The 13,196-nt window shown below is 45.4% G+C and carries 15 protein-coding genes; 2 read left to right on the top strand and 13 right to left on the bottom strand.

The genetic code is table 11. The features are described 5' to 3' along the window. Positions 1-12: 12 nt before the first annotated feature. The 13 genes from R7Z47_RS17190 to R7Z47_RS17250 are packed head-to-tail and all read right to left on the bottom strand — an operon-like array spanning position 13 to position 11,620. Complete coding sequence (locus R7Z47_RS17190) at positions 13-624, bottom strand: DUF3261 domain-containing protein (RefSeq protein ID WP_054575211.1); 612 nt, start codon at positions 622-624, stop codon at positions 13-15. Then, entirely contained in the window at positions 621-2,963 is a 2,343-nt protein-coding gene (locus R7Z47_RS17195) for an MMPL family transporter (protein WP_238966637.1), read from the bottom strand. The genes R7Z47_RS17190 and R7Z47_RS17195 overlap by 4 nt, the downstream gene beginning before the upstream one ends. Then, complete coding sequence (locus tag R7Z47_RS17200) at positions 2,935-3,555, bottom strand: LolA family protein (RefSeq protein ID WP_042523990.1); 621 nt, start codon at positions 3,553-3,555, stop codon at positions 2,935-2,937. Before R7Z47_RS17200 ends, R7Z47_RS17195 begins: the two co-directional genes overlap by 29 nt. Further along, entirely contained in the window at positions 3,555-4,001 is a 447-nt protein-coding gene (locus R7Z47_RS17205; protein WP_042523992.1) for an acyl-CoA thioesterase, read from the bottom strand. Before R7Z47_RS17205 ends, R7Z47_RS17200 begins: the two co-directional genes overlap by 1 nt. Beyond that, positions 4,001-5,554, bottom strand: coding sequence for a histidine ammonia-lyase (gene hutH / locus R7Z47_RS17210; RefSeq protein WP_017448720.1), 1,554 nt, complete (start codon positions 5,552-5,554; stop codon positions 4,001-4,003). Before hutH ends, R7Z47_RS17205 begins: the two co-directional genes overlap by 1 nt. Next, positions 5,538-7,244, bottom strand: a complete 1,707-nt coding sequence (locus tag R7Z47_RS17215) for a glycosyltransferase family 2 protein (protein WP_042524042.1) — start codon at positions 7,242-7,244, stop codon at positions 5,538-5,540. Before R7Z47_RS17215 ends, hutH begins: the two co-directional genes overlap by 17 nt. Continuing rightward, the gene (locus tag R7Z47_RS17220) at positions 7,237-7,605 is read right to left on the bottom strand and encodes a 3-hydroxyacyl-ACP dehydratase (RefSeq protein WP_042523997.1); all 369 of its coding nucleotides are present in this window, start codon (positions 7,603-7,605) and stop codon (positions 7,237-7,239) included. Before R7Z47_RS17220 ends, R7Z47_RS17215 begins: the two co-directional genes overlap by 8 nt. A 10-nt stretch (positions 7,606-7,615) precedes the next feature. Continuing rightward, entirely contained in the window at positions 7,616-9,016 is a 1,401-nt protein-coding gene (locus tag R7Z47_RS17225; RefSeq protein WP_318130311.1) for an AMP-binding protein, read from the bottom strand. 4 nt (positions 9,017-9,020) lie between these two features. Next, positions 9,021-9,581: a hypothetical protein gene (locus tag R7Z47_RS17230; RefSeq protein ID WP_042524001.1), complete on the bottom strand. Its 561-nt coding sequence runs from the start codon at positions 9,579-9,581 to the stop codon at positions 9,021-9,023. Beyond that, the gene (locus R7Z47_RS17235; RefSeq protein ID WP_005382279.1) at positions 9,581-9,838 is read right to left on the bottom strand and encodes an acyl carrier protein; all 258 of its coding nucleotides are present in this window, start codon (positions 9,836-9,838) and stop codon (positions 9,581-9,583) included. The genes R7Z47_RS17230 and R7Z47_RS17235 overlap by 1 nt, the downstream gene beginning before the upstream one ends. 15 nt (positions 9,839-9,853) lie before the next feature. Next, positions 9,854-10,114, bottom strand: coding sequence for a phosphopantetheine-binding protein (locus R7Z47_RS17240; protein WP_005382278.1), 261 nt, complete (start codon positions 10,112-10,114; stop codon positions 9,854-9,856). 13 nt (positions 10,115-10,127) lie between these two features. After that, positions 10,128-10,895 (bottom strand): lysophospholipid acyltransferase family protein, encoded by a 768-nt coding sequence (locus tag R7Z47_RS17245; protein ID WP_042524003.1) that lies wholly within the window; start codon positions 10,893-10,895, stop codon positions 10,128-10,130. After that, positions 10,892-11,620, bottom strand: a complete 729-nt coding sequence (locus R7Z47_RS17250) for a beta-ketoacyl synthase chain length factor (RefSeq protein WP_017819930.1) — start codon at positions 11,618-11,620, stop codon at positions 10,892-10,894. Before R7Z47_RS17250 ends, R7Z47_RS17245 begins: the two co-directional genes overlap by 4 nt. Positions 11,621-11,696: 76 nt before the next feature. On the opposite strand from R7Z47_RS17250, the gene R7Z47_RS17255 reads away from it, so the two are divergent. Both R7Z47_RS17255 and R7Z47_RS17260 read left to right on the top strand, forming a co-directional pair. Continuing rightward, positions 11,697-12,095 (top strand): hypothetical protein, encoded by a 399-nt coding sequence (locus R7Z47_RS17255; RefSeq protein ID WP_005382272.1) that lies wholly within the window; start codon positions 11,697-11,699, stop codon positions 12,093-12,095. A gap of 27 nt (positions 12,096-12,122) precedes the next feature. Then, complete coding sequence (locus R7Z47_RS17260) at positions 12,123-13,190, top strand: class I SAM-dependent methyltransferase (RefSeq protein ID WP_318130314.1); 1,068 nt, start codon at positions 12,123-12,125, stop codon at positions 13,188-13,190. Positions 13,191-13,196 lie beyond the last annotated feature (6 nt).

The following is a 13,196-nucleotide window of genomic DNA, read 5'->3' on the forward strand; positions in this document are numbered from 1 at the left end:
TCTAAATTGTTCTTAATTAATCTGATGTTGCAGTGTTTGAATAGAAATTGAAAACTGATGTTTGAGGTGATGAAAATCAATCTTACCCTCTAACTTGTTAGAAGAGCTGTATTGAATCTCAATGATCTTTTCACCGTCGCTATCAAAGATGGCGCGAGAATTATTTTTATCAATAATTCGCCACCTTACCTCATTTAACGATCCTTCCCAAGCGGAACTCGGCCAGAGCGTGATCATCAGGTTAAATAATACCTGTTCTGGCTGCGGTAGCGAACCTTGTAAACCGTTGAGCACTTCGGTTTGAATTTGTTCTCCATCGTAAGACAGTGAGAGTACTCTTGTCCCCCAGGATGAGAAGCCTGCCAGCACCACTTCGTTGTTGGTCACTTGCAGTTGTACCGGAAGTTGCTCAGATGTGGTTTTACCATCTATTGCCCAAGAAGCCGTAATTAACTGACTGGCAGACAACTGATAGCCCAAGCTTGCGGGAGTGGGTAAGCTAACTTGGGTGTGCTCGGCAATGTCGACCTGAGGCGTCGATTGGTGAGGGACCAAGCTGCATGCACTTAAAAACAGGCTCAGTGCGAATAACGTCGCGCAGCGAAAGGCGTGATTGAAAATCATGACGTCGTTTCCTTTGTTTTAATTGCAATCGGAGAGAGCAGCCAAGCGACAAAAATACCACTTAACACCGTAATGCCGAAACTGTGAATCGCGTGAGTTTGGCTGAGTGACAGCAACCCAAATGACAACACAGTGGTCATTGCCGAAAGGGTGATCGCCAATAGTGTGCTCACACTGCGGGCTTTCTCGGCAAAGAACAGAGTGTAATCGATCCCGATACCAAGAATGAGCACCAAGCCAAGCAAGTTGAACAGGTTTAACGTTGTTCCCATCGCGACAGCAGTTGCCAGACCGCAGGCGCAAGCAATCAATGATGGTAGTAAAACTCGCCAACTGTGTTGCAGACCGTACCGCTTGATTAATACCAAAAAGATCACAGCACTGGCGGCTACCAATAGCTCCATGATTTTGATTCGGTATTCACCAAATAGGGTGGATATTTCTTCAGCTTTGTTTAGGTAGACAACATCAGACTGTGATTTGGCAAATGCCTTAACAACAGCGGAGTCTTGCAATTGGTTTAACACCACTACCGTTGCCGATTTTCCTTTGATCTTACCCAAATGAAGAAAACGTACAGGCGCTGATACCGGGTTTTGCAAGTACTGTTCAACCGTAACAGGGATAAAGTCGGCGTCCATTTTGGGCTTTTTACTTAAGCCCAGCCCGGAAGTAAGTGGGCTGGATTGTGTCGCGTAAAGATCGCGAATCAATTGATAGTCTTGTTGCTGACGTTCCACTGAGCTCAAGTAGCGGCTCAGGCTGTGGTAGCTTTCGATGGTGCTGTCCGCTTTCCACGCTTCTAAAGTTGGTGTCAAAGACTCCAGCTTTTTCATTAGGTTTTCGTCATCGTCGGCGGTAACGACCAACATTTGCTGCGAAGATTGCATGCCACTGAGCGTCGTAATCAAGGTTTCTTGCTGCTTGAGATCTTTCGGCATCGTTTGCAGCAGACGAATGTCGTCATCGTAGTTCAATTGCAGCAAGAAAAAGCCACTCGCAACCACACATAACATCGGTAATCCGACTTTAATTCGAGGTTGATTCCAAAGCGTTAACCATTTCGCCAACAATGATTGTCCCGGTAAAGTCGAAATGGTGCGCGATGGGTTACGAGCCAGTATCGGATACCAAGCCACCACGGTGATGTAAGCGGCAATCAGACCAATGGATGAAAACAGCGCAAGCTGCTGCAAACCAGGAAAAGGTGCCACTAACATGCCCAAATAGCCGATCAAACTGGTGATTAAACCAAGTGTGATAGCGATGAAAATATGCTTTAACCCTTGCTCGCTATCCCATTCATTTCCCGCCGCAAGACGTTCCGTTAGGTAGTGGAATGCGTAGTCGATAGACACACCGATTAAACTTGCGCCAAACACTAAGCTGAATAGATGGACTTTTCCAAAAATCCACGTCGTAACGGACAACGCAACGAGCAAACCAATGGTGATGGAAAGCAGTGCCAGAGACAGTGGAACCACACTACGAAAGACCAATACGAACAATGCAATGATACCGAGCAGAGAGAACACACCGATGGTACTGATCTCCGATTTTGCACTTTGCGTACCAAAGTCGGCGTAAAATAGAACGCCAGTATGTGCAACTTCAGCGCCATATTTCTGCGCGACGCTTTGCTCTAGCGCTTGAATGTCAGGGACGGCAAGCTGCCCAGTTAGGCTATAAGGCGAGTCTTCTAGCTCAGCAGTAATAAGCAAGTATTGAGCACCGTCTTTTTCGACGGACAGATAGCCGTTATCCAATCGGAAAGAGGACGATTGCTGGGTAACTTGGCTTAAATAATCACGAAATAGCAAGAAAGGATCATTTTGTAACTCTTGCCCAGTCACTCCAGAAAACGGGTTGTACAGAGACTGAATCACATGTTGCACTTGCTGTTCTGGATTTTTGCTTAAACGCTCTCGTTGTTCAGGCGTCAGCAATTGGAAACGGTGCTTAAAGTAGTAACTCGCCCAAGCTTGCTGCTCTTGAGGTGAGATTTTTCCCACCACATCGCGAAAATGATTACTTTGTCGTAACCCCTTATCAAATTCAGTGGCCGCTGCAAAAAGGGCATTTTTGTCCGGCGCTGTGATCACGAAAATGACTTTGTCGCTCATACTTGCCGAGACCGACTCAAAGGCTTGCTCAGCCACTGGGTTTTGTTGGTTCTTCGGCAACAGTTTTAAAATGTTGGTCTCAATCGGAGATTCTGCACTCCAAACCCATTGTTTGAGTAGCAACGCGCCCGCTAAAACAACGAGATTGAGCCAAACCAGAGCAAAGGTATGAGTGCCAAGACTGAGTTTAGAAACGGAATTGAGCGTCTTCGGCATCCGTGAGTTCCTGAGGTAGAGAGGTCTGGTTTGTAAACGTGATTTCGGTCTTATCGCCGCGCAGCTCTTGCAGGGTTAGGCGATCAATATGCGTTTTACCGGAAAGGGTGATGGCTTTAAACACCGCATTTAATGGCGAATGTTTGGGCACTAAAACGAGCTGCCACTGATTGTTCTCAACTGAAAAATCGAGTGTGAATTGTTCTTGCAGTGCAGAAGTATCCCCGTGGAACACGGATAAAAACACATGGCTAAAGTAGAACGCCATTGGGTTTTCTTCAGCAGAGATCGTTTTCGGATCTTGGTTGGCAAAAGTCTGACGAAGTTTGTTTTCCGTCAATACCAAATTGACTGCGAAAGGTTCTGTTTGTTGCCACAACAAGCCATGTGTTTTGCTCAGTGTGAACTGACCTTTAGAGGTTAGAGGTTGACTGAACATTTCCAGATGACGCTGCTGCGTAAAATCTCCGCGCACGATTTCATGCTGAGACAACTGCTGCTGAAGCGATGCCAAATCTGTTACGTTTGCTGTCGGTGTGGCCAGTGCTGGAACAGAAAATATCAACAAAAAAGAGAGTAACCACTTTTGCATTAGTCCAGACTCCCATGGTTGTGCCATTGCTCTACTTTATCTAAAAAGATTGCTGGAGAAACAAAGCACATCTCTTGCTTTTCAATGGATACGGCGACTTGCGTTGTATGCGCTTTGCACATACGTTGATTCGTTTCGGCGTCGTAAATCACGTAATCCACACGTAAGCGGTTTTCCCACTCAGTGAGTTGCGCGGTAATGCGAATGGTGTGATTAAACGGAATCGCCTTCACGTATTTAACGCGCGTGTCGATGATCGGCCACATGTACCCAGAGTCTTGCATATCGCGATAGCTGTATTGGATCTTTTCCATCAGCACACGACGCGCTTCTTCAAAATATCGAAAGAAGTTGCCGTGATAAATCACGCCCATCGGGTCAGCATCTTGGAATGAGGTGACCATAGTCACCTCCGCTTCTAATGGGTAGAGAACCTGCTCTTGCATTATACCTCCGCGTAGAGTGGCCAATGACGTTGCTGAATGCGTTCAATGAAATGGCGCAAATCTTGTTCCAATGGGCGATCTTCAATCACAAATTCAAACTCGCTCAGTACTGCGTCACGAATTACTCGCAAACTCTGACTCATGTGGTGTTCGTCCAATTCGTTATGACGACGACGAATCTCAACCGCTTGAACGCTTGCTAGGAGTGAAGCCGCAGCAACTTGCTCTGTTAACTCAAGTACGCGTAAGCAATCACGAGCCGCGATGGTGCCCATGCTCACTTTGTCTTGGTTGTGACATTCGGTTGAGCGAGAAAAAACGCTTGCTGGCATGGTGTTTTTCAACGCTTCTGCCGTCCAAGCTGAGATACCAATCTGAACCGCTTTAAAGCCGTGGTTGATCGGTTTACGCTCGCCTTCTGCACCGGTTAAGTTAAACGGCAGGCCGTTATTGAACTTGTAATCCATCAATTGCGCCATCTGACGATCCAGCAAATCAGCTAAGTTGGCAATGTTCACTTTCAACGTATCCATCGCCATTGCGATATGACCACCGTAGAAGTGACCGCCGTGCAGAACGCGCTCATTGTCGCCATCGATGATTGGATTGTCGTTGGCACTATTTAGTTCATTCTCAATCAATTGACGTAGCCAAGGCAGTGAGTCTTGCACCATGCCAATGACGTGTGGCGCACAACGCAGCGAGTAACGATCTTGCAGTCGGTCGCTATTGCGTGGCGGACGCTCAGCATTGAGATCATCACGCAGCCAAGCCGCAACTTGCTGTTGACCAGGATGAGGTTTTACCGCAAACAACGCTTCATCAAAGTGGAAGTCATTACCTTGCATACCCACAGAGACCATCGCGGTAATCTTGGTGCAAAGCTGCGCTAGGTATTCTGCACGTTTGTAGGCAAGACAGGCGAGGGCCGTCATCACAGATGTACCGTTCATTAACGCCAAACCTTCTTTTGGTTTTAGGCGAATTGGCTCAATGCCCAGCTCTGCAAACACTTCTTGTGTTGGTCGCACATCACCTTTGTAAAGCACTTCACGTTCGCCAATTAAGGTCGCCGCTAGGTAAGACAGAGGCGTTAAATCGCCACTTGCGCCCACCGAGCCCTCTTGTGGAATACGTGGCGCAATGTCGTGGTTGATAAGCGTAACGATTTGGTTCAACAGATCGTGAGACACGCCAGATACGCCTTGCGACAATGAACATAAACGTGTTGCCAGCACCGCACGAGCTTGCTCATGAGAAAGGATTTGACCTAAGCCACAGCCATGGAAGCGCGTAAGGTGCAACGGAAGTTCATCCACAAGAGCGGGTGGAATCGCCACAGTACATGAATCGCCGTAACCCGTAGTCACGCCGTAAATAACGCCTTCTTCTTTCAGTAATCGTTCCAGAAACGCCACGCCACGATCAATTTTCGCGGTAAATTCTGGCGAGGTGTTCATGTTTGCCTTTGCACCTTGAGCAATGGCAACGACATCTTCGATGGTTAAAGATTGGGCACCAAAAGTGATGTTGTGATTATTGTTGTTTGTCATGTGGCTGATTACTTAAAGTCCAGAAGTTAAAAAAGTTGTACCACTGTAACGGCGCTTGCAGTGTGTGGTGTTCTAATCTTTTTGCGTACTGTTGAACAACGTGTTCTAGTGCCTGCTGACGCTCCTTGCGCGGTAGCGTGATTTGGTCACTAAAGTGTTCAAAGTACACATTAAAATGCGGAGTGTTTGCTTCATCGTCGCGTAGGCCGAAGAGTAGATAAACCGGCGCTTTTAATACCGAGGCCAGCATGAATGGGCCTTGCGGGAATGGTGCAGGTTTACCAAGAAAATCTGCCCAAACGACACGATTTTCTTTGCTGGTAGAAGTGCGATCGCCAACGATCACCACCCATTCGCCTTGCTCGATTTTTTGTTGAAGCAGAATCGCGGTGTCTGGTCCCATTGAGCTGACTTGAATCAGATTCAGTTCCGAGTTTGGGTTTACCGCCTTCATTACCGCATTAAATTGTTCAGCGTGTTGGGTAAATACCAAGGCATTGATTTTGACATGAGAATGTCGACGACCAAGCGCGCGGCAGAGTTCGATATTGCCAAGGTGTGAGCCTAAAATGAGCACGCCTTGTTTTTTCTGCGCCATCTCTTCGAAATGATGCTGGCCATGAATGGTTAGGTTATCGACATTAAAGTCACCTTGCCATGCTGCCAGTTTGTCGAGCATGGTTCGCCCAAAAGAAAGCAGATGATGATAGCTGTCCAACTGTTTTGGTAGTGCGATGTTCTGCTGCGCTGCGTAGCGCTGCAAGTTTTGCAGGTAAATCTCAGACGCTTCGCGGGCTGATTTACCCGTGAAGTGGTAGTAGCGCATGACTAGCTTTAAAATCAGGTCAAACGCTTTTCTACCGAACAAGCGGTAAACCGCGAGCAAGGTTTTGATGCCTAAAATCGTGCCTTGTTCTTTTCGTTTCGACCAGTGGGCATTACTGTCATCAGTGTTTCGGCGCTTTCTGGCGAGTAGCGAAGGAATGCGCGGCAACATGCCAAAAAATAGGCGAGTGTGCATCCAGCTTATCTTGACGTTATCCCACAATGCGTCGAAGTGGGAAATGCCACCTTCAGGGTAGATCACGCGCGTTGGAACAAAATCAATGTCGACGCCTTCCCAATACATTCGCACCAGAATTTCAATATCAAAATCCATGCGTTTGCCGATGCTGTACTTGTTCAACACGGCGACCGTTTTCGCCACTGGATAGGCGCGAAAACCGCACATGCTGTCTTTGATTGACAGTGACAAGGTTTCTATCCACACCCAAACGTGTGTAGCGTAGCGACCATACAAACGGGATTTGGGTACGCTCTCGTCGTATATCGGTTGGCCCGAAATCAGGTTATCTGGTTTTGTTTCGCTGGCGCTGAGCAATTTCGGCAATGCTTCTAGGTCGTGCTGACCATCTGCGTCGATTTGAATGGTGTGCGTAAAACCAAGTTGGTGAGCTTGATGTAGGCCAGCCATCACCGCGCCACCTTTACCTTGGTTTTCGCTCAAACTAATCAGTTTTATCTGTCCTTGCTTGCTCAAAGCAGAAAGCGCTTGTTTGGTGTCTTCATTGCTGCCGTCGTCCACGACCAGCACTGGCAAAGCGAAAGAGGATAACGACGCAACCACGTCTGCAATTGTGCTGCCGTGGTTGTAGCAAGGAATTAAAAAGCAGGGGCGATAATCACTCACGTGACTCACCCAGTTTCATTTTTCCTGACGAGTGAGTCACCAAGGTTTCACCGTTTGTCGATGTATACTTAAAGGTCAATTTCTCGCGCTCATTGTCCCAAGAGAGTGAGAGGCAAACGTCGGCGTTTGGCAGAATCGGCTCTTGAAATTTGATGACTTCCATTCCTTTAAATACCTTGGGAGTATTCAAATGTTGAACGGCGTAGAACAGCGCCCAATCAATTTGAGTGACGCCGGGTAAAAGAGGGAAGTGATTGAAATGACCTTGGAAATCTAAGATGTCAGCATCCACTCGCAGCGACAGCTCCGCGGTATGGTCACTCACTTCAATATTCTGAATAGTTGGTTTTCTTTTTTCCATGTTACTAGCTTTATTGGAATAGTTTTTCAATTTCAGCAACTTGGCGTTTGCCTTGGCTGTTCAATGGAATTTCGTCGACCACTCGGAATTTTCTCGGGATAGCGATCGGTTCTAGCCAATTGCGCAGTGCCTTGCGAAGCTCAAGCCAAAATTTGCCTTTACCAAGTTCATTAAGCACATCGCTGCCTTGATCGTTAAGTACGATGATCGAGACTAACGTGAGGCGACCAGATTCTTCCATTGGGATCACCACGCTTTCTTGAACCCACGGCAATTGCTCTAAACGTTTTTCCACTTCGACAAGGGAAATACGCTTTTCTTCGACTTTGACGATTCGGTCAGTGCGTCCACGCAATTCAAAAGAAATACTATCATGGAAATAGCATTCATCCGCAGTTTGGTACCAAGTGTTTTCATCAATGTGTGGCGAGCGGAGCTTTAAACAATTTTCATGGTTAAGCTCGGCTTCAATACCAGGGAATAACGTCCAGGGAGTACTGGCTTCGTGCTGCTGACGGTAAGCGATGCCGCCGGTTTCTGTGCTGCCAAAAACTTCAATAGGAAGTGACCCAAACAACAACTGGCTGTGCTGCGCGGCTTGGTTTGGCAAGGGACCACCAGAAGAAAATACGCACCGAATCGCAACCGGATTGTGCTCTTCACTGAGTCGTTTTAGTAACGCAGGGCTGCTTACTAGCGTGGTGTCAGCATCAGCGTGATGGACAATTTGCTCTGGGAACTCAAGGTTGTGTGCTGAAAATGGACGTGCGGAGCACAAAGGCCACAATACGCGGAACAGCAAGCCGTAAATGTGTTGATGAGAAACGGTGCTTTCAACGTGTGTGCTGGCAACCGTGTCGCCCCACAGGTTATCTAGAATAGCAACTTCGATATCGAGCTGTTTCAGCGTTTTTGCAATGGCTTTTGGTGTGCCGCTTGAACCCGAAGTAAATAGCGTTACTGGTATTTCTGCCAGGTTTAATTCACGCCAAAAATAAGGTTGTTTGGCCTCTAGCTCGCTAATCACGGTGGTTTCTAGCAATGATTGAGCTTCGATCAAAAGCGAGCTCACGAGTTCTGGAGCCGAGACATCGGCATCATGCAGCAACAAATCGTAGTGCTCACTGAGCTCTTTGAGTGCTTCTGGTTGGTAATTACCAGGTAATACAATGGATTTTCCTGCATAACAACAAGCAAAAAAGCCAACGGCAAACAGGTAGCTGTTGCCAAAACACAACGCAATGTTTTGCGTTGGTTGGGTTTCTAGCTGTTGAGTAAGTGTTGCGACGTGCTGTTGGAAATCACCCCACGTGATAACCGTATCGCGATCGTAAGAGACTGGGGATTGCTCAGACCTCTCCGCGATGAACAAGGTCGCTAGGGAGGTAAAGCTCGAATACGTTGTATTCATACGATTAGTGTTCCTTTCGAACAAATTGACGCACGATCCATTCTCCAGCGAACAAGCCACCAGCAAGTAAGTAGCTGATGAGGCCGTTATAAAGCGTCCATATTTTTACTGGTAGGAAACAGGTATAGAGTGCAACGGCAGCGTTGAGCGTAAAAAAGGCGCACCAAACCATCGTCACTTTGCGAGTGTAAGCCACGCCACTAGCCGGAAGGTCGGGTTCTTGCAAGCGAGCAAGCCTCTCTATGATCGATTGCGGCTGTTTTAAGCTCAGTCCAAATACACACAGCATACATAAATTGACAACGACAGGGTAAAACTGAAGCCACCCGTGTTGTTTAAACACCATGCCAAGTGTAATTAGAACAATGCCAACAGCGCCCGTAGCGAGCGCCAAGAATTTAAACTCTTTTAGTGGGGTCTTATTTGCGACGAAAACACGCAAAAGTAACGCAGCAATTAACAAGCCCCCAACTAAGTTCAAGCCAAATTTATCTATACCGAAATAGACGGCGAAGGGGTAGGCAAGCAGTACAATTGCAGACAGACCAGTCAGCAATTGGCGCATTAACTTTCCTTCAATAACTCAGTAACAGCGTTAACCACATCGTCAACGGTTCTTACTGCACTAAACTCCGCTGGCTTGATTTTTTTGCCAGTGACATTCTGTAGGTGTACGACCAAATCAACGGCGTCAATGCTATCAAGATCGAGATCTTGGTATAAGTGCGCATCTGATTGAATGTCGGCTGCGTCAATTTCGAACAGCTCAACAAGCGCATCTTTAACTTGTTCAAATACTTGATCTTTATTTACATCAGTCATGAATATACCTACAACTTATTCATTAGTTTGAGAAGAAACGTATTTCGCTAGATTTGCTACAGACGCAAAGTGTTCGCGCGTATTTGAGTCGTCGGCATCAATAACGATGTTGTATTGTTTTTTTATTGCGAGTCCAAGCTCAAGCGCGTCGATAGAATCTAAGCCAAGTCCATCTCCAAAAAGTGGTGCATCCGTTTCAATATCATCTACGGTTAAATCTTCAAGGTTTAAAGCATCAATAATAAGTTGCTTAATGTCGTTGTGTAACTGTTCCACTGGGACCTGCTTATTAATAAAAGTTTTCTGGAAAAATGTTTTCAGCTAGGTGCTGTTGTAAGCGTCGCGCCGCTATTGTCGGCGACGTAGTTTGCTTTATAAAGGGGGTAATCTCAACTTTATCCTTAACTTCAACCCTGAAAAAGGGCTTTGTTGCCGGTACTTGATACCATTTTTTCTCTTTTGTGAGGAAACTTGGCGTTACCGTAATATGGACAACTCTTAAATCTCGTTCTGTTCTTACCGCAATTTGTGCTGCACCGCGTTGTAATTTCGGCTCTACACCTGGTGTTGTTCTTGTTCCTTCAGGAAATATAAGCAACACGTTGCCTTTGTTAAATCGTTCATCACAAAGTGCTAATAAATCATCCGGTGCTTCATTGGGAATATATCCGGCTGCTTTTACGATGTGCTTCATAAAAGGATTCGACCATATTGCCGATTTTACTAAACAGTCGCAGCGATTTAATTGTGAAGCAATGAGAACGTAATCGATTAAACTAGGGTGGTTGGCAACAATTAAACAATTACGATCTTGTTGAAGAATATCGGCACCAATAATTTGATAATTGATTGCGCCACTCAACTTCATCAATTTACAAAATGTGTTGAATGAATATCGAATCGCACCCTGAACTTTATATTCGCGTTCCGTTTGGTCTGAAACAAAAATACGAATGGTCGGAATAACAATGAAACTCAGTACTAAACCACCTAACCCAAATACTGAAAAACAAAAGCCTGTTGCTAGCACACGCCAATACTGATTTAAGCGAGTCATTTTTTGTGCCATTCCCAAGCTTGTTGCGGAGCGAAAATAGTCCACTGGCTTTTATCTAACAAGTATTGTTGCAAAAATACTAAACCTTGAGGAAGAGGATGACCGGAACGTTCTGCGTTTATGGAGCTTTGTATCGCGAACTTGTCTCCATGAGAAAGTATTAAGCCAAGTCCAAACCCTTGGTATTGTTGGTTTTCATATTCTAAATAAGAGTCAGGCATAGGCTCATCAAAATCAACAAGCAGTACTTTTTTGTCAGGATTGTCGGACAAAAACAGCCATGCTTCTAATATTGCGCTTTGGAATGTGTTTTCTGCCGCAGCGATAGAAGTTAGGGGAATGGGTTGTTTAGTTGCGATAGTGGCAAGCCCTGCGGCGGTATTGTGCACCGATTGAGAAAAAGCCATCGGAGACGCCTCTTCTCCATTAATTATATCTTCAACTAGTGCGACGCTGCGATGCAGTTCACCATGACGGCTTGAAAATACGAGGTAATCAACTTGATGTTGATTAAGCATTTCGATTGCAGTTTGTACCGCCAGTTTACTGAGTGGGCTCATTCTTCTGCGCATCATCGCAGGAATATTTGCAACATTGATTTTGCCATCTTCTGGCCATTTTATCTCTGTTGCCCATTGTTTCCATTCATTGGATTCGGATAAACCGAATGAATTCGCTGTCCACGCATCAATATTGAACGAAATGTTGATCTTCGAGTTTGGCATATTGGGTTAAATTGTTTATTTTACAGCTCGATACAAATTGGGGTTGACCCAAATTCACAATAAAAAGGAAATTATCATGTCGCGTTTTAAGCTGTATGTCTCGTTATTATTAACTTTGCTTCTTGTTGGTTGTGGACGAGTACAACCTGTAATGAATGTGGAGGATACTCCAGTTGCTTATGATCTTCAAAATAAACAAGTAAAAATGGCCATAGTGCAATCAGCAACTAACCGAGGCTGGACGATCGAAGAAGTAAGCCCTGGTGTTCTTATTGCAAAAATCCACGTTCGTAAACACTCTGCAGAAGTAAAAATCCCATACAATAATAAATATTACTCAATTATTTATCTCAACTCAGTAAATCTCAAAGCAAGTGATGGCAAAATCCACCGCAATTACAATCGTTGGGTAAACAACTTGAATGTTGATATTCAGCGAGCTATTGCATTGTTGGGCAATCAATCTCAACAATAAAACTATTAATTGCAGTTAGGTTTTTCCGTGTTAAATCAAAATAATGACCCTTTTAATGCTTTTGAAGCGAAGACAGAAGCTCAGAAGTTATCTTTTGCACCAATCGTGTTCCAGACCGCCAAAACGCTTCGAGATTTAGGTATTTTAGCCGCTTTAGACAGCGCTGGCGCTCAAGGCATGAGTGCCACAGATATTGCCGAGAAAACGGGAGTATCAGAATATGGTGTTAAAGTACTGTTGGATATGGCGATTAGTGCGCATATTGTTTTATGGGAACGACCTAACTATTCGCTTGCAAACCTTGGTTTTTACCTTCTTCATGATGGTATGACGAATGCAAACATGGATTTTACGGCAGATGTTTGTTACGCCGCGATGATGCATTTGACGGAAGCAATTCAAGAAGGTAAACCGTCTGGTTTGAAAGAGTTGGGCAATTGGGAGACCATCTATCAAGGTCTATCGACGTTACCAGAACAAGCCAAACAGAGCTGGTTTAAGTTCGATCATTTCTATTCGGATCGCTCGTTCCCACTTCTGCTTAAAGAGGTATTTGCAAGCAAGCCAAAGCATCTTGTGGATATTGGCGGAAATACGGGAAAATGGGCGATTCAGTGTTGTAAACATGACCCTGACGTTCAAGTGACGATTGTTGATTTACCGCAGCAATTAGAAGTAGCGATGAAGAATGTTTCAGAAAACCAGTTCGTCGAGCGTGTACGTCCATACCCTGCAAACATGCTTGATAAAGCACAAACATTGCCGGAGCATGCTGACGTTTGGTGGATGAGCCAGTTCTTGGATTGCTTTTCCCCAATTGAGATCCTCAATATCCTTAAAAAAGTTAAAGCCCAGTTAACGAAGGGAGATACTATTTACGTATTGGAGCTGTTTTGGGATGCTCAAAAATACGCGGGAGCTTCCTATAGCCTTAATGCCACTTCTCTTTATTTTACCTGTTTAGCTAACGGTAATAGTCGCTTTTATCGCAGTGATGATTTCTTAGAAATTGTCGAAGCGGCAGGTTTATCTGTCGTTGAAAGAACCGACAATATTGGCCTTGGTCATACCTTATTAAAACTACAATCAAACTAAATTCAG

Source organism: Vibrio sp. 1641 (assembly GCF_033339995.1).
GTDB lineage: Bacteria > Pseudomonadota > Gammaproteobacteria > Enterobacterales > Vibrionaceae > Vibrio > Vibrio alginolyticus.